Origin of the sequence: Microcystis panniformis FACHB-1757 (assembly GCF_001264245.1) — a bacterium.
Classification (GTDB): domain Bacteria; phylum Cyanobacteriota; class Cyanobacteriia; order Cyanobacteriales; family Microcystaceae; genus Microcystis; species Microcystis panniformis.
Map to the genome: position 1 here is coordinate 1,766,166 of NZ_CP011339.1, position 24,902 is coordinate 1,791,067.

The 24,902-nt window shown below is 42.3% G+C and carries 21 protein-coding genes, 3 pseudogenes and 2 CRISPR repeat arrays; of the genes and pseudogenes, 7 read left to right on the forward strand and 17 right to left on the reverse strand.

What is annotated here, in order from left to right:
* Positions 1–133: 133 nt before the first annotated feature.
* A pseudogene (locus tag VL20_RS08535) lies at positions 134–1,041 on the forward strand (transglutaminase family protein).
* Between the two features lie 185 nt (positions 1,042–1,226).
* Positions 1,227–1,563: direct repeats of the CRISPR family, unit length 36 nt; unit sequence GTTTCCAACTAATCCTATTTGACCTAATAGGTAAGG.
* Positions 1,564–1,664: 101 nt separating this feature from the next.
* Here the strand turns inward: VL20_RS08535 and VL20_RS08540 are convergent.
* Both VL20_RS08540 and VL20_RS08545 read right to left on the reverse strand, forming a co-directional pair.
* Complete coding sequence (locus VL20_RS08540; protein WP_052276236.1) at positions 1,665–3,287, reverse strand: RAMP superfamily protein; 1,623 nt, start codon at positions 3,285–3,287, stop codon at positions 1,665–1,667.
* 5 nt (positions 3,288–3,292) lie between these two features.
* A pseudogene (locus VL20_RS08545) lies at positions 3,293–3,541 on the reverse strand (hypothetical protein); the annotation flags it as partial.
* 100 nt (positions 3,542–3,641) lie between these two features.
* On the opposite strand from VL20_RS08545, the gene VL20_RS08550 reads away from it, so the two are divergent.
* Complete coding sequence (locus tag VL20_RS08550; RefSeq protein WP_052275264.1) at positions 3,642–4,970, forward strand: hypothetical protein; 1,329 nt, start codon at positions 3,642–3,644, stop codon at positions 4,968–4,970.
* Positions 4,971–5,030: 60 nt separating this feature from the next.
* Here VL20_RS08550 and VL20_RS08555 read toward each other — a convergent pair.
* The 7 genes and pseudogenes from VL20_RS08555 to VL20_RS08585 form a co-directional block, all read right to left on the reverse strand.
* Positions 5,031–5,213 (reverse strand): annotated as a pseudogene (locus tag VL20_RS08555) (hypothetical protein); the annotation flags it as partial.
* Positions 5,214–5,232: 19 nt separating this feature from the next.
* Positions 5,233–6,060 carry an RAMP superfamily CRISPR-associated protein gene (locus VL20_RS08560; RefSeq protein WP_052276237.1) on the reverse strand — a complete coding sequence of 276 codons (828 nt, stop codon included), beginning with the start codon at positions 6,058–6,060 and terminating at the stop codon, positions 5,233–5,235.
* A gap of 142 nt (positions 6,061–6,202) precedes the next feature.
* Positions 6,203–6,421: a hypothetical protein gene (locus VL20_RS08565; protein WP_002785679.1), complete on the reverse strand. Its 219-nt coding sequence runs from the start codon at positions 6,419–6,421 to the stop codon at positions 6,203–6,205.
* A gap of 188 nt (positions 6,422–6,609) precedes the next feature.
* Positions 6,610–7,593, reverse strand: coding sequence for a type III-B CRISPR module-associated Cmr3 family protein (locus VL20_RS08570; RefSeq protein WP_052276238.1), 984 nt, complete (start codon positions 7,591–7,593; stop codon positions 6,610–6,612).
* Between the two features lie 10 nt (positions 7,594–7,603).
* Positions 7,604–9,028, reverse strand: a complete 1,425-nt coding sequence (locus tag VL20_RS08575) for a Cas10/Cmr2 second palm domain-containing protein (protein WP_052276239.1) — start codon at positions 9,026–9,028, stop codon at positions 7,604–7,606.
* Between the two features lie 7 nt (positions 9,029–9,035).
* Entirely contained in the window at positions 9,036–10,067 is a 1,032-nt protein-coding gene (locus VL20_RS08580) for an SAVED domain-containing protein (RefSeq protein ID WP_052276240.1), read from the reverse strand.
* A 15-nt stretch (positions 10,068–10,082) separates the two neighbouring features.
* Positions 10,083–10,685 carry a Uma2 family endonuclease gene (locus tag VL20_RS08585; RefSeq protein ID WP_052276241.1) on the reverse strand — a complete coding sequence of 201 codons (603 nt, stop codon included), beginning with the start codon at positions 10,683–10,685 and terminating at the stop codon, positions 10,083–10,085.
* Positions 10,686–11,346: 661 nt separating this feature from the next.
* A CRISPR array of direct repeats spans positions 11,347–12,291; the repeat unit is 36 nt; unit sequence CCTTACCTATTAGGTCAAATAGGATTAGTTGGAAAC.
* A 649-nt stretch (positions 12,292–12,940) separates the two neighbouring features.
* Between VL20_RS08585 and VL20_RS08590 the strand changes: the two genes are divergently transcribed.
* Complete coding sequence (locus tag VL20_RS08590; protein WP_052276242.1) at positions 12,941–14,224, forward strand: protein kinase domain-containing protein; 1,284 nt, start codon at positions 12,941–12,943, stop codon at positions 14,222–14,224.
* Between the two features lie 32 nt (positions 14,225–14,256).
* On the opposite strand, the gene dps is transcribed toward VL20_RS08590, so the two are convergent.
* The gene (dps, locus tag VL20_RS08595) at positions 14,257–14,790 is read right to left on the reverse strand and encodes a DNA starvation/stationary phase protection protein Dps (RefSeq protein WP_052276243.1); all 534 of its coding nucleotides are present in this window, start codon (positions 14,788–14,790) and stop codon (positions 14,257–14,259) included.
* Between the two features lie 223 nt (positions 14,791–15,013).
* Positions 15,014–15,745, reverse strand: coding sequence for a glutathione peroxidase (locus tag VL20_RS08600; RefSeq protein ID WP_052276244.1), 732 nt, complete (start codon positions 15,743–15,745; stop codon positions 15,014–15,016).
* 274 nt (positions 15,746–16,019) lie between these two features.
* On the opposite strand from VL20_RS08600, the gene VL20_RS08605 reads away from it, so the two are divergent.
* The gene (locus VL20_RS08605; protein ID WP_052276245.1) at positions 16,020–16,970 is read left to right on the forward strand and encodes an undecaprenyl-diphosphate phosphatase; all 951 of its coding nucleotides are present in this window, start codon (positions 16,020–16,022) and stop codon (positions 16,968–16,970) included.
* A gap of 12 nt (positions 16,971–16,982) precedes the next feature.
* Here the strand turns inward: VL20_RS08605 and VL20_RS08610 are convergent, their stop codons facing one another.
* From VL20_RS08610 to clpP, 4 genes are all read right to left on the reverse strand, one after another.
* Positions 16,983–17,840, reverse strand: coding sequence for an alpha/beta fold hydrolase (locus VL20_RS08610; protein WP_052276246.1), 858 nt, complete (start codon positions 17,838–17,840; stop codon positions 16,983–16,985).
* Positions 17,841–18,183: 343 nt separating this feature from the next.
* A complete protein-coding gene (locus VL20_RS08615) occupies positions 18,184–18,390 on the reverse strand; it encodes a hypothetical protein (RefSeq protein ID WP_002737934.1) in 207 nt (68 codons plus the stop codon).
* 21 nt (positions 18,391–18,411) lie between these two features.
* Positions 18,412–19,746: an ATP-dependent protease ATP-binding subunit ClpX gene (gene clpX, locus VL20_RS08620; RefSeq protein WP_036401487.1), complete on the reverse strand. Its 1,335-nt coding sequence runs from the start codon at positions 19,744–19,746 to the stop codon at positions 18,412–18,414.
* A gap of 10 nt (positions 19,747–19,756) precedes the next feature.
* Complete coding sequence (gene clpP, locus VL20_RS08625; RefSeq protein WP_002736918.1) at positions 19,757–20,458, reverse strand: ATP-dependent Clp endopeptidase proteolytic subunit ClpP; 702 nt, start codon at positions 20,456–20,458, stop codon at positions 19,757–19,759.
* A 65-nt stretch (positions 20,459–20,523) separates the two neighbouring features.
* Here clpP and VL20_RS32430 point away from each other — a divergent pair, with 65 nt between their 5' ends.
* Positions 20,524–20,658, forward strand: a complete 135-nt coding sequence (locus VL20_RS32430) for a hypothetical protein (protein WP_284526056.1) — start codon at positions 20,524–20,526, stop codon at positions 20,656–20,658.
* A gap of 79 nt (positions 20,659–20,737) precedes the next feature.
* Here VL20_RS32430 and tig read toward each other — a convergent pair whose 3' ends face one another.
* Positions 20,738–22,135, reverse strand: a complete 1,398-nt coding sequence (tig, locus tag VL20_RS08630) for a trigger factor (protein ID WP_052276247.1) — start codon at positions 22,133–22,135, stop codon at positions 20,738–20,740.
* A gap of 324 nt (positions 22,136–22,459) precedes the next feature.
* On the opposite strand from tig, the gene VL20_RS08635 reads away from it, so the two are divergent.
* Positions 22,460–23,497 (forward strand): aspartate-semialdehyde dehydrogenase, encoded by a 1,038-nt coding sequence (locus tag VL20_RS08635; protein ID WP_052276248.1) that lies wholly within the window; start codon positions 22,460–22,462, stop codon positions 23,495–23,497.
* A 166-nt stretch (positions 23,498–23,663) separates the two neighbouring features.
* On the opposite strand, the gene VL20_RS31460 is transcribed toward VL20_RS08635, so the two are convergent.
* Positions 23,664–23,834, reverse strand: a complete 171-nt coding sequence (locus tag VL20_RS31460) for a hypothetical protein (protein WP_162490487.1) — start codon at positions 23,832–23,834, stop codon at positions 23,664–23,666.
* On the opposite strand from VL20_RS31460, the gene dapA reads away from it, so the two are divergent.
* Positions 23,782–24,672, forward strand: coding sequence for a 4-hydroxy-tetrahydrodipicolinate synthase (dapA, locus tag VL20_RS08640; protein WP_052276249.1), 891 nt, complete (start codon positions 23,782–23,784; stop codon positions 24,670–24,672). The genes VL20_RS31460 and dapA overlap by 53 nt on opposite strands.
* Positions 24,673–24,902 lie beyond the last annotated feature (230 nt).

Below are 24,902 nucleotides of genomic sequence, written 5' to 3' on the forward strand. Positions count from 1 at the left end.
CAGTTATCAGTTATCAGTTATCAGTGATTAAGTGGGTGGGTGTTAAAAATTGTCAGACACCCCCCTTATCAAGGGGGATTAAGGGGCGATTTATCTTCAATTATAACCAGCTACTTTATTAAGGATAATCAGGATGAGTGTCATCTACGACTTGGAACACATCACCACCTATCATTATCGTAAACCGGTAACTTTTGGGGAACATCGGGCGATTTTTTTGCCTAGTGCCGGTCACGGTGAAAGAATTATCAGTTATTCTGTAGAAGCGAATATTGCCGCCAAAACGCGCTGGACTATGGATACTCTATCTAACAATGTGGTAGAGCTTGAATTTGCTGAACCAGCGTCAGAATTAATCGTTACCTGTCGATTACGGGCGGAACATTTTGGCTTAAAAGCGATCGCTGATTTTCCCCTCGCTCAACGGGCGATCGAAATTCCTGTCCAATATACCCCGATGAATGGTTAGATCTAGTGGTGTTTATGCGTCCCCACGCTGAGGATGCCGACGGCAGCCTGGCAGCTTGGGCCAAAAGTTTTGTAGCGGGGGACCAAGATAATACCCTCGATGCCATGGCAAGAATGATGGCGGCTATCAAAGATAATTTTACTTACCAATCCCGGGAGAGTGAAGGAACTCAATCCCCCGGAGAAACCCTGCGGCTAAAGTCGGGAACTTGTCGCGATTATGCTTGGTTGATGATCGAAGCTTTGCGAAGATTGGGTTTAGCCTGTCGTTTTGTCAGTGGCTATCTCTACGATGCTGCCCTCGACGGTGGTGAAGTGGGAATGACCGGCTCTGGTGCTACCCATGCTTGGTTACAGGTTTATCTACCGGGGGCCGGTTGGCGTAATTATGATCCGACTAATCAAATTACCGCCGGCTTTGATTTAATTCGAGTGGCGATCGCTCGTCATCCCGGTCAAATCATACCTCTTTCCGGTTCTTGGTTTGGTGATGCTGATGACTATTTGTCTATGGATGTTAAAGTGACCATTCGCAAGCTGGGGACGCTGCCAGATTTTGATCCGAGGGAATAGGTTGAATTATCGGGTTTTTCCTTGACTGGTGATCGCAAAAAACGGGTTTCTCGAAGAAACCCGTTTTCTACTCATGCAATAAAGCGAAGATTGCCATTAGGTTCTAGCATTTTTATCGATTTTTGTCAAGATATATTTGACACAATTTATTAGAAAAATGGTTTCTAAAAGAAACCCTTTTTCTGTTTTTCAACTAATACTATTTGACCTAATAGGTAAGGAATAAGAGTAGGGCTAATTCATGAATTAGCCCTACTTTTTTAGGTTCCAACTAATCCTATTTGACTTAATAGGTAAGGTCGAAAGGAACCGAAGCGTCACGCCAAGGCGATTCAAGGGTTTCCAACTAATCCTATTTGACCTAATAGGTAAGGAAAGAACGGTTATATGTCAAAATATACCGTTTCTAAACTGTTTCCAACTAATCCTATTTGACCTAATAGGTAAGGTGGGGTTTCCGGTCATTACGAACCCCGAGGCGATTGCGTTTCCAACTAATCCTATTTGACCTAATAGGTAAGGGATAAGGGTAGGGCTAATTCATGAATTAGCCCTACTTTTTTAGGTTCCAACTAATCCTAATGTGTAATTAATTTTGCTTAGGTAATTAACTGTAAACGGGATTATTTCGGCCAAAGTTTTTGAAATTTTCCCTCTTGACCATTATTCTCGTCTAGAAAACCTAGAAAATAAGCACAATCATCAGAGTCATCAGGAAAAATTGTTAATAATTCTAGGTATTGATGATTATTTTTGGGATACATTCGATGCCAAAGACAACCAATTTGAGCGATACTTCCTGTCACCGAGGTTTTATAGATACTTAAATTATCCAGTTTTTGATAGGCTTTATGAAGCCATTTTATGGCTAGGGAATCATCTTTATCTTCGGCAATTCTTCCCCAAGCCTCGACATTTTTAGGATGCCAACTTTCTCGCCAGTTAGCACTATTATCGGGAGTTCTGAGGATATTTTCTTGTAAGGACATCCATTGTTTAGCAATAGTGCGAACATCTTTGATAAAGGGATGAACATGAGTTAAATCTCTGACTTTATTATCGTTGATTAAAGAACTTTTATCCCCCCATTGCCAATGACAGCCAATTAAGGGTTTATTGGGATAATAATCCTCATAAAAAATACTATGATCTGCTCGTCGCCATGATTTACCAAATCCTCCTAATAACATGGCAAAACGAGTGAGAAAACAAATTAATTTTTTTAAGCATTTTTGCTGGTTTTCGGGGAGAGATTGGGATTGGGTGAGAATCCAGCGTAATTCTCCTGTTACTGTGTAGGTGGGTTCGTTGTAACCCTTGGCAAAGGTTCCTAACTCTAGAGATTTGACACAAAAATCGACCGCTAGTAAACCTTGGCTTGCTTCTCCGTCAATTCCTCCAAATAGCTGATTAACTAACTTTTCGGCATTTTTAGCATCAGTTAAACCGCCAAAAATACGCAAGGCATGACCGCGAATTGCTCCTCGAAAAATATTGGGTCGAAATTCCCTTGCACCATCGAGGCTTTTAGGAGCCATTCCTTGCCCTTTCAGAAAACATTTATATAAAGGTTCTTTTGAAGATTTAATGTCTTTTGGTAAGCCATAACCGCTACTAACACGGCATCCTAGACCAGATTCTAAAGCTCTTTCCCAGATAGTCCAAATCTCCTCCCAATCGGGTTGTTCTATTGAGGTAGAAATGCCAAATTTTAGGGTAGGTTGATAGAGAGAAATTAAAGCAAAACCACTTTCTCCACTGGGTTTTTGTCGAGTGTTTGGGGTTTTTACTTGCCATCCCTGTTGCGGGTGAACAATATCTAAAAGATTTTCCGTCCAATCATTAACGGGATAACCGCCATGGAAGCGCAAAAGACTAGGGTTATCGCTATCTTTTTCGAGGTGATAACGTTGTTTTTGTTCGGGGGTGCAAGCTTGACAAAAGGCTCCTTTCATGCTGGAACCGGGATAAAATGGTATGCCATAAGCACCCATTACAGGCCGAATTATTCCTTCATCTTGTCCCCCATTAGTGACGAATCGCCACGATATTTGATATTCTTTGGTCTTGACTTCCTCACCAAATTGGGGAGGATTTTCATCGACTCGTTCTATCCATTCCTTTACCCATTTTTGGCTATCATTTTCATCTTTTTTAGAGTCAATATATTGTAACTGCGATCGCCCTTTGGTTTGTGCGCGAAACATCAGGGGGATTTTGTCACCAATATCGGGAATATTAACCATATAATTTATCGTTCCTTTGTTCCTTTATATCTTTGAGTCCACCAAACTAAACAATCGCATAGTTGCGTTAAAACAGCGAGGGTAATTCTCTGGTCTTCTAGCTTTAATTCCCAGAGTTTTTCTGCCATTGCTTGAACAGATTCGGTATCATTTACCTGTACGGTATCGTTAGGGATAGGAATCCCCGCTTCTGCCATGGTTTCGACTAATTTATCCCAAGTTTCTTTCCAGTATTTTGCCTTATTGGTTTCCTTGCAGCAATTCCAAATTCAAACGGTAGTGTAGGATACAGAATTGATTTCGCTTCTGTCCCTCAAAATAGAGTGAACGAGTTGCCCATTGGGTTTTGCAGGAATGGAAGTCCAAGATTTGAGTTTTATAGGGATGCTGAGCTACTTCCACAGGGCTATCGCTGGCATGGTTGACCCGCGCAGTGCTAGCAATGCTACTCGCTACAGTCTAAAAGACGCGGTCTTGGGGGCATTTGCTAGCTTCTTTATGCAAAATGAATCCTTTCTAGAATATCAGCGTCAATTGAATAGTCGTTGTGGACGAGATAATGCTCAAAGTCTGTTTGGTCTGGTTAATATCCCGACCATAGAACAGATAAAGAATATTCTCGATAGAATAGCCGCAAAGCCTCTTTTTTCACCGTTCAAATGGATTTATCAAGGTCTGAGAGAACAAGGCTATTTGAGGCTGTTTACAGCCTTGGATGGCAACTTACTCGTCGCCCTAGATGGGACTCAGTACTATGATTCAGAGAAAATTAGTTGTCCTTGTTGCTCAACCCGCACCTCGAAACAGGGGAAGGTAACTTATCACCATCAAGCTATTTTGCCTGTAATTGTCTCTCCTGACCAAAAATCGGTCATTTCCTTGCCACCAGAATTTATCACTCCTCAAGATGGCAGTGAGAAACAAGACTGTGAGCAAAACGCGGCAAAACGCTGGATAGCGAGCCATGCGTCCTGGTTTGAAGGCCAGCCCATCACCCTCTTAGGCGACGACCTCTATAGTCGCCAACCGATGGCTGAATATTGTTTGGAACACCATTTCAACTTTATCTTTGTCTGTTTACCGTCCTCCCATCCGACTCTCTATGAGTGGGTTTCTTTCCTGGAGGCTAATCAAGAAGTCAAAACCACTCAACAGCGACGTTGGAATGGGCGATACTTTGAAATTTGGGACTATCGTTATCTCAATCAAGTCCCCCTGCGCGAACAACAACCCGCCTTACTGGTCAATTGGTGTGAGGTGACCGTTAAGCGCGAGTCGGATGGTCAACTTCTCTATCGCAATAGCTGGATTACTAACCACGACCTGACTCCCCAACGGGTCATTCTGGTCTGCGCTGCTGGACGGAGCCGTTGGCGAACCGAAAATGAGAATCACAATGTGCTCAAAACTCGGGGCTATCATTTGGAGCATAATTTTGGACATGGTCAGCAACATTTGTCCTCTTTTCTGTTGACCCTCAATCTCCTGGCTTTCTTATTTCATACTGTTCTGCATCTAGTCGATGAACGCTATCAACGGGCTCGGATGCAAAGGGGGACTCGCAGAGGCTTTTTTAACGATGTTCTTTGCTTAACCAAGTATCTGCTGTTTGAAGGCTGGCACCACCTTTTAGACTTTATGCTCGATGAGGCCATCCCTGTTACTCGCGTTAATTCTTCTTGATTTTGGATGGGGAGCTACAGGGCAAAAGCGTTTTGTATTCTGTATTCCTTGCTACATTCTGAATTTGGAATTGCTGGTTTCCTTGGATTGTAAGCGCAGATGTTCACCCCAGAATCTTTCTAGTCCATAGGAAACGGATTCACGCATTTTAAAAGATTGATTGAGAGAATCTCGGTCTCGTAGTTTGGCAGCGAGAACTAATTTCTGAGCAATGCGATCGAGATTGTATTCTTTCCAAGCCATAATATTAGATAAAATGTAATTATTGATTAGCGTAGTTTAAAATAGTAACTTGGCAACGACCAAAACCGATGGATTCTAATCCTCCGAAATATAATTCTTTTTGGTTTACCGATTCTCCAAAAGGTTGCCATCCTGTTTCTTTGCAAGCAATGGGAAAAACTAAAATACTACCCACGGGTAAAGCTTCCACATTGAAAAAAGCTCCCTTTTCTGTATCCACTTTTTTCTGATCTTCTAGTAGTTTAACCCGGCTTTGTCGGTAGAGTGCCATATCGTGCAGCATGGATATATCGTTATCATCAACGACGACTAATTGAGAAGCTTTTAAATCCGCTTGCGGGGGAATCCAGGGGGAAAGCTCCTCTAAGTGTTCAATTTCGAGAAATCCTAAGTTAAAAAATAAAACTTTGCTATTGCGGTTAACTCCCTGCACTACTCGCGCTTGTAAACTAGGGGAAGCAGTATAGGGATTGGGTACTTTTGCAGAGATTCCCGTGATTTGTTTATAGCGTTTTAATAATAGGGGAGAAGTGACCCAAACTATCGGCTGCCCCGGACAAAATACCGGCAACCAAACGAGGGAAGCATATTCAAATTTAACTTTTGCTTCGGTGGTTCCTCCGTCTTCTTGTCCTGGGATTGTTTCGTGTCCGTACCATGTACGTTTTTCATCTATATTGTTCATATCGGCACGAAAACGGCCGCGAATAGAACTCCCAGGGATAATTGCTGTTTGGGTGAATTGGTCACGAAAAATGAGGTTAAGATTACCCGTTTCTTCTCCTGCGGTTGCTCCCACATGAAGGGGTGCTAAGGTTTCAAGTATGCCATAACTTTTGTGATACATTTTTTGGGGGAAGTGAGTATTTTAGATGCTTAGGGATTATTCTAAACTAGGTTAATATTAATGTCAGAATTTTCTAAGATTTTGTTAATATTTGATCGTGGTATTTAGGCTATTAGGGCAGCACAAAGCTATAGGTTTATTCCTAATCAATTGCAACACCCTTTAATAATTGATCGATTTCTTTAGCCATTTCCTCTGTGTAAGGAGTGAGAGAAGAAGGGTTTTTAAAAGCTTCTTCTACCAAAAAATCTAAAAACATACGCAGCATTTTATTTTCGCTAATTTTTGAGCTTTGATTATTACCACTTTTTTGATAACCTAATAAAGCTTTTCGAGGAAATCTAGTTTTTACTTTTGCCATAGATATCACTTATGATCGTCTCATTTACCCTACTCAATAATTAGCTGGTTATAATTAAATTAAAAATGGATTTTAGGTTCGATCCCCCCTGTCCCCTTGATAAGGTAGGGTTGATTCATGAATCAACCCTACCCTTGATAACGGGGGTGTCTGATAATTTTTAACGCCTACCTACTTAATTATAGGCTTTATTTGGCAATATTTTCTAAGGGTAAGGCTAATCCGCATCCCCAACGTTTGAGGGAAACCCCTTCGGTAGGGAACCAAGATTCCTGCCAATTTTGCCAAGATGGTAAGGGTTTTTTTAAACGATAAACTGTTCCTGCGGGAACTGCATAACGTCCCCTAGATAAGCGCTTAACTTTATCTTTTCCTCCGAATCGATAACGATAGGTTATTGGTCTTTCGGTGTTGAGGGTTTCTAATTGCCAATCACTGGGATTGCGAGTTGATAGGCGATTTGTTCCCCAGATTGCGGCAGTAATGAGGGCAAAATATTGACCGACATCTTGATTAAATAAAGTTTGGAGATGGCTGCTTAGTTCAAGTGATTTAACTTCCACTAGATGGGATTCTCCACCAAAGCGATACCAGCCATTTTCTAGGAGTTGATTAGCTAAATAAACTAGACAAGCATCTGGATGTAACTGGACGGCATTTTCGAGGAATAATTCTCCAGTTTTTACCTTTCTTTGCTCCTCTAACAAACGCGGATGGAGATGGGGATGATATTGCCACGGAGAACCATAGGCTTTTTGAGGATTATACCATTGGTTGATAGGAATCCAACTATCTCGATCGAATTTTCCCTCAATTTGTTTACCGTCTTTCTCTTGCCATTTTTCTTGCCATGTTAAGGTGTGTTGAATTTTTCCATTGTCGTTATTTTCTTGGTCTTGAAAATAATTGGCGAGGGGTTTTTTAGCCAAATAAATAAAGGGAGTGGGGACAAAAAAGTTATCTGGTTGTTCACTGTTTGCCCAAAAAGGGCCGGCAATTTGTAAATCGCGAATATTGGTGGGATTGCTGTGAGCAAATAGTCCCGAAACTGTGGCAGCAGTGGGGGGAAAACGATTTCCTGAACGTCCAACTAGATTTTCTGGAGACAGAAACAGACCAGCACTACCGTAGAGAAATCCCAAAGGTTTAATTATGATCAGATATTGCAGCATTTTTGTATGTTTAGGTGAGATGATTGGCCACTTTTGAGAGGTTAATTACCCAGTTATTTCTATCTTGGTGAGAGGTGGTATCGATGGGTATATTTTGATTAAAATAAAGGTTAAAAACTGCATTGGCAATATCGTGATTATCATCGGTAAAAGCGCGGCGATTTTCTAAAGTTGCTATATCATTATAGAAATGTGTCCAGTTTTTTCCTTCACTGCGATCACAATAACTATCGAGGATATCTTTCAAGTTTTCCCAGGGACAAACCCACTCTAAATAGTTACCACTGTTAAAAAGGATTCGCACCGCTAGACGATTTTTACCTTGATTTTTAGCGGATTTTTCTGCTTCTCGACATTGTTGCAATATGTCACGCTGAGGAACTCCTGAAGCTGCCCAAACGAAACCGAGGCTAACAGTTATATCCTGAGAATAACCGTGTTTTGGCCAGATTTCCCGATGAAATTGATCAAACCAATATAGACAATCTTGTAGGGTTAATTTTGGTTCTGATTTTTGTGGAAACAAAACCCCTAGAAAGTCATCTCCTCCCGCATAAATAATGCGACCAAAGTTAAGATAATTTTCTAGTTCTTCTCCCCATTGTCGCATTCTTTGACTAAATTCTTTTCGTGAGGATATGGACAGATTTTTTAGGTAATTTCCCATCCCGTCACCGTCCCCTTGAAACCATCCTGTATAGGATTTTTCCTCGTAGCGATTTAGTTCCACAAATTTTTTAGGAAGTTCTAGGTTTAAAGGCTTGCCAATATCATATAATGTAATCATTCTTTTGACTAATTCGGGAATGCTAAGACGTTCGGTTTCATCGAGGATAGCATTAGAAAGTTTTTGACTTAATTGTTGATAAAATTCAGTGATTTGCTGATTTTGTTGGGAAATACTAGAATATAAAGGATGGGTTTGATCCGTCATTCCATACCAAACAATGGCATCGGAACCCGATAAGCTAGAACTTTCTCCTTGCCAATTAATTCCCGTCCAATCTCGTTGATATTTTTTCTGTTGCAGACTTTTAAACGCACAATCGATCGAGTCCTCTTGCGCCCAGAAGAATTCCCAAGTATGATTAATCCATAGGTTCCATTCTCGTCGCCAAGTATAATTGTATTGTGGTAAATTTTGTTCAATCCAAACCCGACACTTATTAACCACTTTTTGCCATGCGTCATTGAAGACTTGTTCGGCCTCTTTTTTGGGAAAATTACCCGCGATTAAGATTTGGTTGGGAGTTCCTCTTTTAACGTCAATTAAAGCCGGAGAAATAAGGCTACATTCAGGATATTTATCCGCTGCCTGACAGATAGCATCGGCAAGATAGGATAATAAAAAAGAACCACCGTACAAGTCCCTTAGTTTACGCGATTTTTCGATGAATCCTTGCACAGGAGCAAAGGTAATTACAGTATAGTTCATTTTATCTTTATTGTCCTCGATAAAGTTTAAATTCCTGAAGATTAATAAGATTTCTGTAGGTAGAATTTTCGTATTGAGTTAGGAGAATTGGCCAGTATTGTTGAACGGCCATTCCGACAAGTATTCCCAAAGTTATAGGCATGGAATAAACTAGCTTAATCTCTTGATAGTTTTTTTGTTGAGCGATGTTGATAGTTTTAAAGATTTCTCTAGAATATTGTAGCCAATCTTCATTTTTTTCAATTGTACCACTGCCTTTACTTTTCAGATAAATTAAATCGCCGTAGTTTTCGATACTCTGATCATTAAGATTAATTTTATGGGAAGAAACATCGATGGCTATAGTTACTCTATCTTGACCTTTTTCGGTGACAACACGCTCAAATTTTTCGTATTCCTTAATATCTTCTTTGAGTTTGCGATCGCTAATTTCCACCACAGGATAATAACTATCAGAAGATTTATTATATTGAAAGATTTTTACTCCTTCGGTAGCGAGAATAGTGCCGACCATAATAGCGACGCTAATCGGACCGATATAGGCAAGATAAATAATAGTATTTTGGGGAGTTTTTTTCTTAAGTTTCTCTAGATTATAGCGTAGTATTTGCAGAAAAGTTTTCAGCATTTCTTGATCATAAATATCACAGGAGTAGTTAAAAATTAAATCTGTTTCGCTAATATTGAGATACTGGTCAAGATTATTTTGATGATCTTTGTATTTATTTTCTGTTTCGATGATATTAAAAAGCGATTGCAGAGCCTTATTACTATTAGCAAAATTAGCAATATTAATCACTATCGGTAGAGGAATCGCCTGATGTTTATAGAGGTCGTATTTCTGAGATTCTAGCCAGATACCGATGATAACTAGAGCCAAAGTAATCAGAAAAATTAGATAATATCCCTGGCCAAATTGATCGGCAATTAGTGCCAAAATAGCGGCGATGGCTAATGCTGCATTGGTGAGGGGATTAAAGATAATATTATAGGGATATTGACGCAGATTACTCAGGACATTTTTAAGAGATTTCAGCATAATTTTACTAGAGATTTAGGGCATAATATCGAGAAGACACAGAGACAATTCGGGAAAAACTGCCGAACTAATGCGCTCATAAAGACGATATAATTTTTGTTGATATTCATCACCTTCTAGCTGACAAATAGTCAAAGTAGGCTGTTTGGGTTTACCGATAAAAGAGATGCCACCCAATCCACGAAAATCGACAATCCAATATTCAGCAATACCTAAAGATGAGTATTCTTCAACTTTGCGTGCATAATCATCTTGCCAATTACTACTAACCACTTCTACCACTAATTTAATTGCTTGGGAGCTAGTTAAAATTGCTTGTTTTTCCCAGAGAGGTTCGGTGCTAAAGTCCACTTCATCCAAAATGATGACATCGGGACGTAAAGCAGTAGCTTGACCGGATTCTGGACGGAGCAAACAGTTTTTAGGAATTGTCCAGGGTAGATGTAATCGCAAGATTTCTCCCCACAGTCTTCCTGCGATTTTTCCCGCTACGGATTCCTGAGGTCCAGTGGGTTCCATGTCTCGCAACTCCCCGTCAATTAATTGATAGCGTGGGTCATCTCCATACTGGTTTAAAAAGTCTTCAAAAGTGAATAATTTAGGAGATAGGTAGGTCATGATTTTTATCGGATTAGACCTAAAGCTTGTTGTTGTTATCCATGATACTGATTGCTCGCCAGAATCGGGGGATTTTGGGGGTTAAAAAATCCTTAAAAAAAACTCCCCCCCCCGCTACCCTCCCTAATCAGTAGCTAGACAATTAAGTAGGTAGGCGTTAAAAATTGTCAGATCCCCCCGCCTATCGGCACCCCCCTTATCAAGGGGGGCAGGGGGGATCGAACCTAAAATCCATTTTTAATTTAATTATAACCAGCTACTTAATTACAGATAATTACTTAAGCAAAATTAATTACACATCCAGAGGCGGAAACTGTACGCTAAAGTAGTAGAAAGGGTCAATCCTCAAGAGGATGATGTGCGCTTCTATGGGATTCCCGAAGAAGCTGTCTCTAGATTGTTGGTGATGGGAGGTTCTCCTCCTCAACCACCCCCAAATCTCTACATCATCTAGCTTGTCCCCCAACTCTTGACTGAAAATCGATGCACCCTCTCCCCGACCTAAAACCCCGATTCTCTGGTTAGATGTGTCGATTGCTCTCCCAGTCAGGGTTCTACCCTTTGGTATCGGGACTTTTATCCCCCCCAGGACCACCTTTTTGGAGATGCGTCGATTTGGGGGTCTGTCTTCCCCTCTCGATGAGACTTTCCAAGGGGTACTCCTTACCTATTAGGTCAAATAGGATTAGTTGGAAACTTCTGTTTCTGATTCCGCTGCGATAAGAAGACTAAATGATGTGACCTTACCTATTAGGTCAAATAGGATTAGTTGGAAACCCAGTTACTTAAATCTCGCTGCCGGTCATTGCCTTTACCACCCTTACCTATTAGGTCAAATAGGATTAGTTGGAAACTAAAAAAGTAGGGCTAATTCATGAATTAGCCCTACTCTTACTCCTTACCTATTAGGTTAAATAGGATTAGTTGGAAACTTGTCAGGAGCAGTGCCACCAGGTAACTCCTCGTAACCTTACCTATTAGGTCAAATAGGATTAGTTGGAAACCCAGTTACTTAAATCTCGCTGCCGGTCATTGCCTTTACCACCCTTACCTATTAGGTCAAATAGGATTAGTTGGAAACTAAAAAAGTAGGGCTAATTCATGAATTAGCCCTACTCTTACTCCTTACCTATTAGGTTAAATAGGATTAGTTGGAAACTTGTCAGGAGCAGTGCCACCAGGTAACTCCTCGTAACCTTACCTATTAGGTCAAATAGGATTAGTTGGAAACATAAACTGGAGAATATCTTTTCCCCATTTACCTTTTTTCCTTACCTATTAGGTCAAATAGGATTAGTTGGAAACTAAAAAAGTAGGGCTAATTCATGAATTAGCCCTACTCTTACTCCTTACCTATTAGGTCAAATAGGATTAGTTGGAAACATTTCGTTGTTTGTGGAGCCAGTCCCAACCATTTGACCTTACCTATTAGGTCAAATAGGATTAGTTGGAAACTCTGGATAATTTTGTTGGCAAAAATCTAGGATTTTTTCCTTACCTATTATGTCAAAGAGGATTAGTTGGAAACTAAAAAAGTAGGGCTAATTCATGAATTAGCCCTACTCTTACTCCTTACCTATTAGGTCAAATAGGATTAGTTGGAAACTAGAAAAAGGGTTTCTTTATAAACCCTTTTTCTGCCTTTCAATTTTGTCGAAATATCTATAAGTAGGTGGGTGGAATTAAATATAAAATGAACGTAGGTTGGGTTGAAGCATGAAACCCAACGCCCGCATGGGTTACGCTACCGCTAACCCATCCTACAAATAATTGTGCCTACCTACTTAGGACATTCTGGGCGCACGCGATGCGCCCCTACCATTGGCACAATAATAATAATATTATTGTAGGGGCGAATTGCATTCGCCCTCTTTAATTAGAAACCCTTTTTCTCATAAATTCTATCAAATATATCTTGACAAAAATCGATAAAAATGCTACAATTGGGCGTGAGTGTTCGCTAAAACTGAAAACATAGTTAAGACAGTAATATGTTCAGCAATCCGTTAGGATTCCTAACAATAAAAAGTCATGGCAGTCTTAGAAATGCTCACCGTTCCCTTTTGCTCTCCCCTTGCCGGCAGCCTTGGCGAATAGATAATTAAAATAACTCAAATAGGACTGCCCTAGCAGTTCTTTCTAGGTAAAGCGGCAATTTTTAATCAATTGTTAAAATATTAAAAGGATGCTAAAGATAGCGGCTAGAGTTTCCAGAGTGAGCTATCCTAGAGATAGTACTTACTCCATCCTCCCCCATGCTCGATCGAGTTCTCCATAGTCGTTATCAAGTCCAACAGTTACTAGGAAAAAAAACTATCTTAGCGAGGGACAGACACACCACCCAGTTAGTTATCATTAAACTTATTTCTGTTCCTAGGGGGCAAGGGAGTCAGTTTATCGGAGAAATAACTGGTAAAATTGCCCTGTTGCGACAACTCTCCCACCCATCTCTCCCCAAATACCTCGATAGCTTTGAGATAGATTCATCCCAAGAACAAATCATCGCTATTGTCCGACCTTATTTATCAGCGCAGCCTGTAGAAAACTATCTAAACTCCAGTTATTTGTTAGCAGAACAAGATCTCAAACAAATTGCCAAATATCTTTTGGAGATTCTCTCCTATCTCCATCAGCAGGATGTCCCCATTAACCACGGCAATATTAAACTTAGTAATATCCTCTTTGATACCCAGTCCCATCGTTTTTATCTAGTTGATTTTGCCTTTGATTCCGATTCTCCCACCACGGACTTACAGGATATAGGTAAAAGTTTGATTAGTTTAGCCACGGGGATTAAGCATCGTTACATACCCGAAAACTTTGAACAAAAAACTAATCTAAGCGCTTTTTTCATCTATTGGTTAAAAAGATTATCAAACTCCCCCCCAGACTCTCATTTTCGTTCGGTGACAGAAGCTTTAGCCAGCTTATATAGTTGTCAATTGATCCTAGTATCTATTGGCAATCTGACCAAACCCTACGGCAGCGAAGTTACTGTTTATAAAAAAGATAATCTCCTGCAAATAAAAATCGCTAGTAAAACCAAACAAAAGTTTTTCAACAATCTCAAAACCCAGTTAAGACAGTTTTTACCATCCCTATTCTTTACGATCATTCTCTTAACCATAGTCGGTATTTATGATCTCAAACTGGTCGCTTTTTTAATCCCGATTATCCTAATTTTTCTGCTCAATTTAATCTCCTCTAGTTTATCTTGGCAGTTATGGAAATCTTTTTGGCAGGGGGAACTAGAGTTAAAAATTACCCCCAAAAAAGTTTCTCTCTACCAAAAACTCTGGGGGCTGAAATTTAAACTAACTGCCGATGCTGCTAGTTGCGAAATTTATAGTCTCCTCCGTCGCAATGTCACCGTCACTATGCAGGGAGAAAATGTTAATATTATTCCTCCTTCTCTGGTTCTCGTTGCCAACCATCGAGAATATGTTATCACTGCCAGTGAAGATGTTAGCGAAGCGGAATTAGATTGGTTGGCACAACAGTTAAGTGATTGGCTACGTTTACCGATTACGAGAATTTAAGGTGTATTAAGCTAAGTTAATACACCCCAAATTTATCTGATAACATCTTCCGATTTAATCAGATGCGCTTCTAGGAACCAGAGACGTTTATCGATGTCCCGGGAGATTTCCGTATAGAGATCTGCTGTGTCGGCATCCCCTTGATTGCCAGTGGTATCAATAGCAGAACGAAGATGGGCGGCGTATAAGGCATAACGTTCGGCTAAAGCAACGATATGTTCACTACCATCGACGATATCAGCCGGATATTCCGGCAGAATCGAGTTAGCGGCAGCGATGCGCGCTGTTCCCAAAGCGGTTCCACCTAAAGCGGTAATCCGTTCTGCTACCATGTCCCCATAGTCTTCTAATTCCGTGGCCATTTCGTCGAAGAGGCTGTGCAATTGGTAGAAATTTAAACCTTTGACATTCCAGTGGGCCTGTTTAACCTGAGTTTTTAGGTCTAAACTAGCGGCAAGGGTTTGGCTTAGGATTTCAACCATAGCTTTGCGGATATCTAATGCTAAATCGATGCGGGTGGCGTAGTATTGTCCCGTGGTTTTGGTTTTGACTGGAGTGGCTACCATAATCTTTCTCCTTGATCAGTTAACAGAATACTTGATAATTTTCTCACTTGTGTCCGTGTAGAGGGGACTGATTTTGATCCTAAAATTAAGCTCAAGCTATACACATCCCCTTTCAGAATTGATTAACATCGCCCTCAGCCGTCAGCTAGATAATAGTGTTGATAACTAGAAAAATGGCTAATTAATTGAAAAATCAGAAGCTGACAGCTGATAGCTTAATTAATTATGCTCCTAAATAAGCCGCTAATTCTTCCGAACCACCAATTAACTTGCCGTTAATGAAGACTTGCGGGGTGGTGGTATTACCACTCATGGCCCGCAGAGAACGACTGGTGGCATCGCGTCCGAGGATAATTTCTTCGTATTGTAGGCCTTTTTCTTCTAACATTTTCTTAGCCCGGAGGCAGTAGGGACAGCCCACTTTCGAGAAAAGAGAGACTAAAGGCGGTTTTTTGGCTTCTGGGTTGATGTAGTGTAACATCGTTTCTGCATCGGAGACTTTGAAAGGATCTCCCGGTTCTTCCGGTTCAATGAACATTTTCTCGATAACACCATCTTTGACTAGCATCGAATAGCGCCAAGAACGTTGACCGAAACCTAAGTCAGCTTTATCGACTAACATCCCCATTCCTGCGCTAAATTCGCCGTTACCGTCGGGAATCAAGACGACATTATCACATTCTTGATCTTTTGCCCACTCGTTCATGACAAAGGTATCATTCACCGACAAGCAAACAATACTATCTACGCCATTTTCCCGAAAAACCGGGGCTAATTCGTTATATCCGGGTAAATGGGAGGTGGAACAGGTGGGAGTGAATGCCCCGGGTAAGGCAAAAAGAACAACGGTTTTTCCTTTGAATAATTCCTCGCTGGTGATGTTCACCCATTGATTATTTTGACGCACGGGAAAGGTGACATCGGGAACTCTCTGTCCTTCTCGGTTTGGTAGCATAATCTTCAACTCCTAATTGCTAAGTCGTACTCATTTCGAGTTTGTCTAAATTAAGTGTACTCATAACGACTATGAGTTGTCAACAAGTATTTATACTTAAATTAGGAGACAGGAGATAGGAGACAGGAGACAGGAGATAGGAGACAGGAGACAGGAGACAGGAGACAGGAGACAGGAGACAGGAGAATGGGAAATAGACAAAAGGCAGTAATATTGATTAGTTAATTTCCCTAACCCCCCACACCCCACACCTATCCCCTTTTTTTACTGAAAAATGATGTTTTCCTTCCTGAAAAAAAGCTATAAATGGCTAGGACTAGCGATAATAACGGTGATTTTGGCGATTACACCCGCCGCCATTGCCCAATCAACCACTAGCGCCATACCTCTGGCAAAAATTAACTGGTTACAGGCGATTTTTTTGGGATTTGTGCAGGGAGTGACGGAATTTTTGCCGATTAGCAGTACCGCTCATCTAAAAGTGATTCCCGTCTTTTTGGGTTGGGGAGATCCCGGTGTCACCTATACGGCAGTGATTCAATTGGGCAGTATTGCGGCGGTATTGTCCTATTTTTGGCAGGATTTAAGGCAAATATCCACAGGAATGGTGAAAGCGGTGGCTAGTTCCGATTATCGTTCCCAGGATTTTCGTTTGGCCGTGGGGATTATCCTAGGCACAATTCCGATTGTTTTCTTCGGTTTGTTAATGAAACTTTTCATTCCCGATTTAGATAATTCCCCCCTGAGAAGCATGACAGCGATCGCCTGTGCCTCTATAGTCATGTCTTTACTCTTAGCTACGGCCGAAAAAATCGGGAAACATAAACGCAGTTTTGAGACTTTGCGACAAAAAGACGGGGTTTTAATGGGATTAGCCCAAGCTTTAGCCCTAATACCGGGGGTATCTCGTTCTGGGTCCACCTTAACTGCCGGGTTATTCATGGGTTTAGAAAGGGCAGTAGCAGCGCGATTTTCCTTTCTGCTGGGGATTCCGGCGATAACTTTAGCCGGTTTAGTGGAATTTAAAGGCGTTCTCGACCAGATTAACACCAGTGAATTAATTCCCCTCGTTATTGGGGTAATTTCCTCGGCGATATTTTCCTATCTTTCGATCGCTTGGTTATTAGATTATCTCAAAAAACAGAGTACCTGGGTTTTCGTCTGGTATCGTCTCTTTTTCGGGGTTGCTATCCTGATTGGTGTGGCCTGGGGGCGTTTTTCCTGACCTTTTGGCATTCTAATTAATTTCCAAAAAATCTCGCAATTTTTTTAGATAAGTAGGGGCATCTTCTAACATGGGAAAGTGAGCAGTATTAGCCATCTCCACATACTGGATATTATTATTCAAATCCGCCGCCATTTTGCCCATTTTGGCGGGGATAATAATGTCTTTTTCCCCTGATACTAAAAGAGTTGGTACCTTAATCTCGGCAAATTTACCCGGCATAATTTCCACTGCCTTTTTACTCACAGATGTATAAATTGTGCCTAGGGCGGCCTCGTAATCTGCCGCTAAAAAATCTTCTAAAAAAGCAATTCTTTCTGATTTTGGGATCGATCGATGCAAAAATCTCGCCATAAATAATCGATCGGCAAAAGGTACTTTTAAAAACCAATCATAACGAAACTGTACCACATACTTACCGAATTTATGAAAGGCAGCAAAAGCCGCTTTATTATACTCAAAAATGCCATTACAGGTTAAAATTGCTTTGACCACTCTTTCCGGGTACATAGTAATAAAAAAAGTCGCCACCGATGCCCCCATAGAGTGACTATTGAGATAGATTTTTTCGATTTCCAAACTATCTAAAAACAAGGCCAAATCAAGGGCATATTCTTCTAAATCGTAGGAAAGATCGGGGGATTTTTCTGGCAATTTAGACCGACCAAAACCCCGCATATCGTACAATAAACAATCAAAGCGATCGCAAATTGCCGCAGCGGTTGATCGCCAATAGCGTCCCGATCCTCCCCAACCATGAATAAACACCATAACCGGCTTTTTCTGGGCAGATTCTGACCCCCGAATCCACTCGTAATAGTGGGGAACACCGCGGACAGTGACTGTTTGATCGATTATTTGAGTTTTCATGATAGTTAAGTAGGGAGGCACAATTATTTGTAGGATGGGTTAGCGGTAGCGTAACCCATGCGGGCGTTGGGTTTCATGCTTCAACCCAACCTACGTTCATCTTATATTTAATTCCACCCACCTACTTAAGTAGGGAGGTACAATTATTTGTAGGATGGGTTAGCGGTAGCGTAACCCATGCGGGCGTTGGGTTTCATGCTTCAACCCAACCTACGTTCATCTTATATTTAATTCCACCCACCTACTTAGATACCTAGCCATCCTCGTCAAGAGTTTTGCCAACGCCGCGCATCTGTGTCCGATAGTCGTCCGATTGTCTTAAGGATAACGAACGAGAACGATTTCAAGCTTCGAGTAATCGTTCATAGATGTCGTCTTCCAGATTATCCCAAATCTTAGCGAGAGCAGTTTCGCTGACTTTTTGCCAGAAATCCGAGTTTGTCTCCTCCGGGATGAGGGTGACTAAAACCCTAGTACCCTCTGGAATCGGCACGGATTCGAGGAGTTCGATCCGGCCTTCTTTGACAATTGCGGGAACGGTGTTCAGCATGGTTAACCTCGATTTTTCCCCTTAAGCGGATTCTTGACTGGGTAGAGAGGAAGGATGAACCAATAGATCTGCCGTGGAACGTTTTTCCACCATTTCGCGGGTGATTAAACATCGTTTCACGTCCTTGCGCGAGGGCAATTCGTACATGACATCGAGCATTAATTCCTCGACAATACCCCGTAGGGCCCGGGCCCCGGTTTTGCGACGATAGGCCTCTTGGGCGATCGCTAGGACGGCATCAGATTTAAACTCTAACTGTACATTGTCCATCTTCAACAGTTTTTGATACTGTTTCACCAAAGCGTTGCGGGGTTGGGTCAGGATAGCGATTAAAGCTTCCTCATCCAGGGGTGAAAGCGCCGCTAGGACGGGAATCCGACCGACAAACTCTGGAATCATGCCAAATTTGACTAAATCATCGGGAGTCATTTGTTTTAATAACCCTGCCGCTACCTTATCCTTACTAGCTTGGCTATCTCCCGGTTGAATAAAGCCCATGGATTTTTTACCGAGACGCTGATCGATCACCTTATCTAAACCGACAAACGCCCCACCGCAGATAAACAGGATATTGCTGGTGTCAATCTGAATACAATCCTGATAGGGGTGTTTGCGGCCGCCTTGGGGGGGAACATTGGCGATCGTTCCCTCTAACATTTTCAGTAAAGCTTGCTGTACCCCTTCTCCGGACACATCCCGGGTAATCGAGGTATTTTCGCTCTTACGGGCAATTTTATCGATTTCATCGATGTAGATAATGCCCCGCTGCGCTTCTTCCACGTCTAAATCTGCCACTTGTAACAGACGCAAGAGAATATTTTCCACATCTTCCCCCACATAACCGGCCTCGGTTAAAGTGGTGGCATCAGCGACAGCAAAAGGTACATCGAGGATTTTAGCCAGAGTTTGAGCTAGAAGGGTTTTTCCCGATCCCGTCGGACCAATTAACAGAATATTAGATTTTTGCAGTTCGATGCTATCTTCTGGACTACCGCCACCGGCTTTTTGGGTTTGGATATCTTTGAGGCGTTTGTAATGGTTATAAACGGCCACAGACAGCACTTTTTTCGCCTCATTTTGACCAATAACGTAGTCATCGAGGTGTTTTTTAATCTCTCTTGGTTTGGGAATTTGTTCCCAAGTGGTTTTGTTTTGGCCCGATCGCCGTTTGTTGGGGCGTTCCTCCACTGGGGCGACCGGACTGGGCGGTTCCATCAATTCCTCATCGAGAATTTCGTTACACAGTTCCACACACTCGTCACAAATATAGACCCCCGGCCCGGCGATTAATTTTCGCACTTGTTCCTGGGATTTGCCGCAAAATGAACACTTGAGGTGGGAGTCGTATTTAGACATAGTTTATTATTTACAGGGAAGTAACGGGAACGGTAGGATCGGGCAGTTCGGGACGGGAAATCACCAGATCGATTAACCCATATTCTTTGGCTTCGACGGCCGACATGAAAAAGTCCCGTTCGGTGTCGTTGGCGATGCGATCGTAGGGTTGACCGGTGTGATGAGCCAGCATGGTATTGAGTCTCTGTTTAATATAGAGGATCTCTTTAGCTTGGATGGCGATATCACTAGCTTGACCTTGGGCGCCGCCGAGGGGTTGGTGAATCATGATCCGGCTACTGGGTAGGGACATCCGTTTACCTGCCGCGCCACCACAAAGCAGGAATGCTCCCATACTAGCGGCTAAACCGAAACAAATTGTCGCCACGTCGGGGCGAATTTGTTGCATGGTGTCGTAGATAGCTAGTCCGGCATAAACGGAACCACCGGGGGAGTTGATATAAAGTTGGATATCCTTTTCGGGATCCTCTGCCTCCAAGTAGAGGAGTTGGGCGACGATCGAATCAGCGACCTGATCATCGACGGGAGTTCCCAAAAAGACAATTCTCTCCCGCAAGAGTCGAGAATAGATATCAAAAGCCCGTTCACCCATGCCAGACTGTTCGATTACCACGGGTAAAACGTTAGCTAGGGAGTTTCTCCCCGTGTTGGCGTAGATAGCAGGGCGACAATTACTGGTAATTGGGTAGTCAGGTGATCTCGATTCGAGCATAATTTTTTCGGTTCCGCTATCACAATCTTAGGGGTTTTGCTTGGCTGTGGAGCTTTTACTGGCAAATGTTAAGCATCTTTAGCACTTCTGTCCATCTATTATGCCCTAAGTTTTCCCCGGTTGGCAGGAATCAGTTATCAGTTATCAGTGAGCAGTTATCAGTTATCAGTGAGCAGTTATCAGTTATCAGTTATCAGTGATCAGGGAGTGGGGGAATGGGGGAATTCAAGCAATACCCTAAAACCCCAACACCCCAACACGACTGCTAACTCCTTACGGTTATTCTTCCTCAGCCTCAGCTGCCAACACTTCCACTTCGGTGAATGCGAAGGTTTCTTCTGTTTCCTCCTCCTCGGTTGTTTCTTCCTCTAGGGAACCTTTGGGGACGAGGGTGATAGTAGCCTTTTCTTTCAGCCATTCTAGGGTGTTTTCCGCCAGCATTTCTTCGGTGATCACCTGTTCCAGACGCTGCATATCTATGTCGCGATCGGACAATTGCTCCATGATTTTAGCGATTTTTTCCGCTACCGCTTCGGGACTGACTTCAATGCTGGCGACTTTAGCCAATTCCTGTACCACGAGAGTCTCTTTCAGACTTTCGATCGCATCGGGACGGGTGTTTTCCCGCATTTTGGGAATATTATCTTTTGTAAATAACTGGTTGACATCTAGCCCCATTTGTTGAAATTCCATGAAGCTTTGGGTCAAAATATGCGTCACTTCCTTTTCGATCAGCGTCTCCGGTAAATCTAAAGTCGCACCTTTGACCAATTCCTTGGTTAAAGCGTCATAAATGCTTTCTTTGGTTTCCTTCTCCGCTTGTTCTTGGAAACGTTTCTCTAAACTCGCTCTTAATTCGGCGATTGTTTCCTGATCGCTGACTTCTTGGGCAAAATCGTCGTCAAGCTCCGGTAATTCCTTTGCCTTTAACTCTTTCATCGTAATTGTAAAGATTACCGCTTTTGCTGCCACATCCTCTTTCGGATAATCTTCTGGGAAAGTTAAAGTCATCTCTTTGACTTCTTCCGGTTTCATGCCGATAATTCCTTCCACCATCCCCTCGATAAAGCGTCCTGCTTCCATATCCACCCGCAGATCTTCGCCGTCAATATCCGGGATATCTTCGCCAGTTTCGGCGGATTTTCCCCGATAATCAACGATCGCCACATCTCCCAGCTGCGCCCCGCGATCTTCCACGGGAACCAATGTCGCTAACTGTTCTTGACGCTCTTTAAACCAATTTTCCACGGATTCGGGATCATAAACGGTTTCTTCGGCAGTAACGCTCAGATTTTCGTAATCTCCGAGAATAATTGTCGGGGCCACATCCACGGAAACTGAAAAAGTCAAAGCTTTACCCGGTTCATAGGCAGCGATCAAATCCTCAAACTGAGACAATAGCTGGGGATTACCCAGGGACTCGATCCCCTCCTGTTTTAGGGCAGATTCGAGGCAATTTTCGATTAATTCCTCAATTACCGCCGCTTTTACCGCTTTAGTTCCCAATCTTTGCAGAAGAATCTGACGGGGAACCTTACCGGGGCGAAAACCGGGTATATTGGCCGACTTCGCTAAATTATTTACCACTTTCTCGTGGGTGTTTTTCGTGGTTTCGGCGGGAATTTCAATTTCTAAACCTATCTGACTGGCAGGAAGCTTTTCCTGAATAACTTTCATTGATTTTTCTAGCTCTTACGACAAGGAACGTTTATAATAGGGTGAGCGGTGTTTACGCCTGCGGTGGATCCGTCCCGCTCATGATATTCTAGGGGAATAGCTGCAGTTGCTCCCCAAGCTGTCACAATCTTTTTATTTTAGCGGTCAATGGGGTATATTTAATTTATTCCGTCCTTGGGGCAGTTAAGCCCAATCAGAAAATTTTGCTGATCAAAAGCCGATCAATCCAAGCTTGAGAATAACTCGGCGGACAAAAAAGATTTTTTACTGTAACGATTTCTTCGGATCATCATCATCACCCAACTCGTCAGGAGGTAACACAATTTGAGTCAAAAAGTACGGGTCGCTATTTTAGGGGCCACCGGGGCCGTGGGAACGGAATTACTAGAGTTATTAGCTAGTCGTCAATTCCCTCTCGCTAGTCTAAAATTACTGGCTTCCGAGCGTTCTGCTGGAAAAACCCTCGATTTTCGGGGCGAAAGTCTCCTAATCGAAGCGGTAAACGAGCGCTCTTTTCAGGACGTGGATATCGTTCTCGCTTCTGCGGGGGGATCCACCTCGAAAGCTTGGGCGAAAACTATTGTCGAGTCGGGTGCGACGATTATCGATAACTCCAGCGCTTTTCGCATGAATCCCGAAGTGCCTCTGGTTGTCCCGGAAATCAATCCCGACAGTGTGGACAATCACCGGGGCATTATCGCTAATCCCAACTGTACGACAATTCTTTTAGGAGTGGCGATCTGGCCTCTCCACCAAGTACAGGCGCTCGAGCGAGTAGTAGTTTCTACTTATCAGTCCGCTAGTGGTGCTGGAGCGCGAGCCATGGAGGAGGTAAAACAGCAAGCGCAAGCAATTCTGGACAATCGGCAACCTCCCACTAATTCCTTCCCCTATCCCCTCGCTTTTAATCTTTTTCCCCACAATACCCCGATTAATGGTCAAGGGTACTGCGAGGAAGAAATGAAAATGGTCAACGAAACCCGCAAGATTTTTGCTTGTCCAGAGCTGCGGGTTAGTGCCACCTGTGTGAGGGTTCCCGTCCTGCGCGCCCATTCGGAATCGGTTAACCTAGAATTTAGTCGGCCTTTTTCTGTGCTGAAAGCCAGAGAAATTCTTGAGTCTGCTCCGGGGGTAAGATTAGTGGAAGATTGGGACGCTAATTATTTTCCCATGCCAATTGATGCCACCGGTCGCGATGAAGTATTAGTGGGACGCATTCGTCAAGATATCTCCCATCCTAACGGTCTAGAATTGTGGCTATGCGGCGATCAAATTCGCAAGGGTGCGGCTTTAAATGCTGTACAAATTGCCGAACTTTTAGTTAAGAAAAATCTCGTCGGTTCAAGATTAGCAACAGTTTGATAGTTAAGCTATCAGCCATCAGCTAGATCAAGGCAATGATAACTAGAAAAATAGCTAATTAATCGTCGGATAAATAAAGTCTGAAAGCTGATTGCTGATCGCTCAAAAACTGATAACAAAGGACGAATCTAAAACCTAATTTGTTAAGCTAAAAGCTTCGATGTACTTAGTTGATAACCTTCTTTTTAGGTAGGAGGATTGCCAGATTCTTTCTTTTGCCTCTTGCCTTCAGAAGCTGATAACTGATAACTGATAACTGATAACTGATAACTGATAACTGATCAATGAGTGAAACATATTTTGGACGAGTAATTACGGCGATGGTGACACCCTTCACCGTCGAGGGTCAAGTTAATTATGGGATGGTGGAAAAATTGGCCGATTATCTAGTTACCCACGGTAGCGATGGTATAGTGGTCTGTGGGACGACGGGAGAATCACCCACCCTAAGTTGGCAGGAAGAATACGAACTATTTAGTATTGTCAAAAAAGCGGTTAATGGTCGGGGAAAAGTGATTGCGGGGACGGGTTCTAATTGCACTTCCGAAGCGATCGAAGCGACCCAACAGGCTGCTAAACTGGGTTTAGATGGTTCTTTACAAGTGGTTCCCTACTACAATAAACCTCCCCAAGAGGGTTTATATGAGCATTTTCGCGCCATTGCCAAAGCTTGTCCCGATCTGCCAGTAATGGTTTATAATATACCTGGTCGCACGGGTCAAAATATGACCCCAGAAACGATTATTAAACTGGCAGCAGTTGATAATATTGTGGCGGTAAAAGAAGCTAGTGGTAATTTAGAACAAACCTGTAAGATTTACTGTCATACTCCTGAAAATTTCGCTATTTATTCCGGCGATGATTTTCTTACCTTACCCCTAATGACCTGTGGTGCGGTGGGAGTGGTCAGTGTTGCCAGTCATCTAGTGGGAGAAGAAATTCAAGGAATGATTCAAGCTTTCTTAACTGGAGATGCGGCCAAAGCGATCGAGATTAATTTGAAATTATTTCCCCTGTTTAAAGGTTTATTCTGTGCCACTAATCCAATTCCAATTAAAGCGGCCTTAAATCTAGTCGGTTGGGAAGTGGGGGGTCTAAGACTTCCTTTATGTTCCCTAAGTCCCGAGCTAGAAGAAGGATTAGCAAAAGTTATGCAAGAATTGGCTTTAATCTAGAAAAATATTAGAAAATTTGGCTAACTAAACTAGGATTTTTTCGAGAAATAGGTTATAATGTTAATAGCTTAACTAGAAAAGAAATATAGTTTAGAACTGCTAGAAAGTATTGATACTAAGTGAATTTAACTAGGTGTTATTTCCCTAGTTAGAATAAGTCTAACTATCCATTTTTTGAGATTTCCCGTCCACAAAAACCACCTGAAAAATCACCATAACTTACCATCAAA

Excerpts from the sequence above, each read along its gene's own strand:
- VL20_RS08540 (WP_052276236.1), bottom strand. The coding sequence starts at position 3,287 with ATGGTTAATATTCCCGATATTGGTGACAAAATCCCCCTGATGTTTCGC.
- VL20_RS08550 (WP_052275264.1), top strand. The coding sequence starts at position 3,642 with ATGGAAGTCCAAGATTTGAGTTTTATAGGGATGCTGAGCTACTTCCAC.
- VL20_RS08560 (WP_052276237.1), bottom strand. The coding sequence starts at position 6,060 with ATGTATCACAAAAGTTATGGCATACTTGAAACCTTAGCACCCCTTCAT.
- VL20_RS08565 (WP_002785679.1), bottom strand. The coding sequence starts at position 6,421 with ATGGCAAAAGTAAAAACTAGATTTCCTCGAAAAGCTTTATTAGGTTAT.
- VL20_RS08570 (WP_052276238.1), bottom strand. The coding sequence starts at position 7,593 with ATGCTGCAATATCTGATCATAATTAAACCTTTGGGATTTCTCTACGGT.
- VL20_RS08575 (WP_052276239.1), bottom strand. The coding sequence starts at position 9,028 with ATGAACTATACTGTAATTACCTTTGCTCCTGTGCAAGGATTCATCGAA.
- VL20_RS08580 (WP_052276240.1), bottom strand. The coding sequence starts at position 10,067 with ATGCTGAAATCTCTTAAAAATGTCCTGAGTAATCTGCGTCAATATCCC.
- VL20_RS08585 (WP_052276241.1), bottom strand. The coding sequence starts at position 10,685 with ATGACCTACCTATCTCCTAAATTATTCACTTTTGAAGACTTTTTAAAC.
- VL20_RS08590 (WP_052276242.1), top strand. The coding sequence starts at position 12,941 with ATGCTCGATCGAGTTCTCCATAGTCGTTATCAAGTCCAACAGTTACTA.
- dps (WP_052276243.1), bottom strand. The coding sequence starts at position 14,790 with ATGGTAGCCACTCCAGTCAAAACCAAAACCACGGGACAATACTACGCC.
- VL20_RS08600 (WP_052276244.1), bottom strand. The coding sequence starts at position 15,745 with ATGCTACCAAACCGAGAAGGACAGAGAGTTCCCGATGTCACCTTTCCC.
- VL20_RS08605 (WP_052276245.1), top strand. The coding sequence starts at position 16,020 with ATGATGTTTTCCTTCCTGAAAAAAAGCTATAAATGGCTAGGACTAGCG.
- VL20_RS08610 (WP_052276246.1), bottom strand. The coding sequence starts at position 17,840 with ATGAAAACTCAAATAATCGATCAAACAGTCACTGTCCGCGGTGTTCCC.
- VL20_RS08615 (WP_002737934.1), bottom strand. The coding sequence starts at position 18,390 with ATGCTGAACACCGTTCCCGCAATTGTCAAAGAAGGCCGGATCGAACTC.
- clpX (WP_036401487.1), bottom strand. The coding sequence starts at position 19,746 with ATGTCTAAATACGACTCCCACCTCAAGTGTTCATTTTGCGGCAAATCC.
- clpP (WP_002736918.1), bottom strand. The coding sequence starts at position 20,458 with ATGCTCGAATCGAGATCACCTGACTACCCAATTACCAGTAATTGTCGC.
- VL20_RS32430 (WP_284526056.1), top strand. The coding sequence starts at position 20,524 with ATGTTAAGCATCTTTAGCACTTCTGTCCATCTATTATGCCCTAAGTTT.
- tig (WP_052276247.1), bottom strand. The coding sequence starts at position 22,135 with ATGAAAGTTATTCAGGAAAAGCTTCCTGCCAGTCAGATAGGTTTAGAA.
- dapA (WP_052276249.1), top strand. The coding sequence starts at position 23,782 with ATGAGTGAAACATATTTTGGACGAGTAATTACGGCGATGGTGACACCC.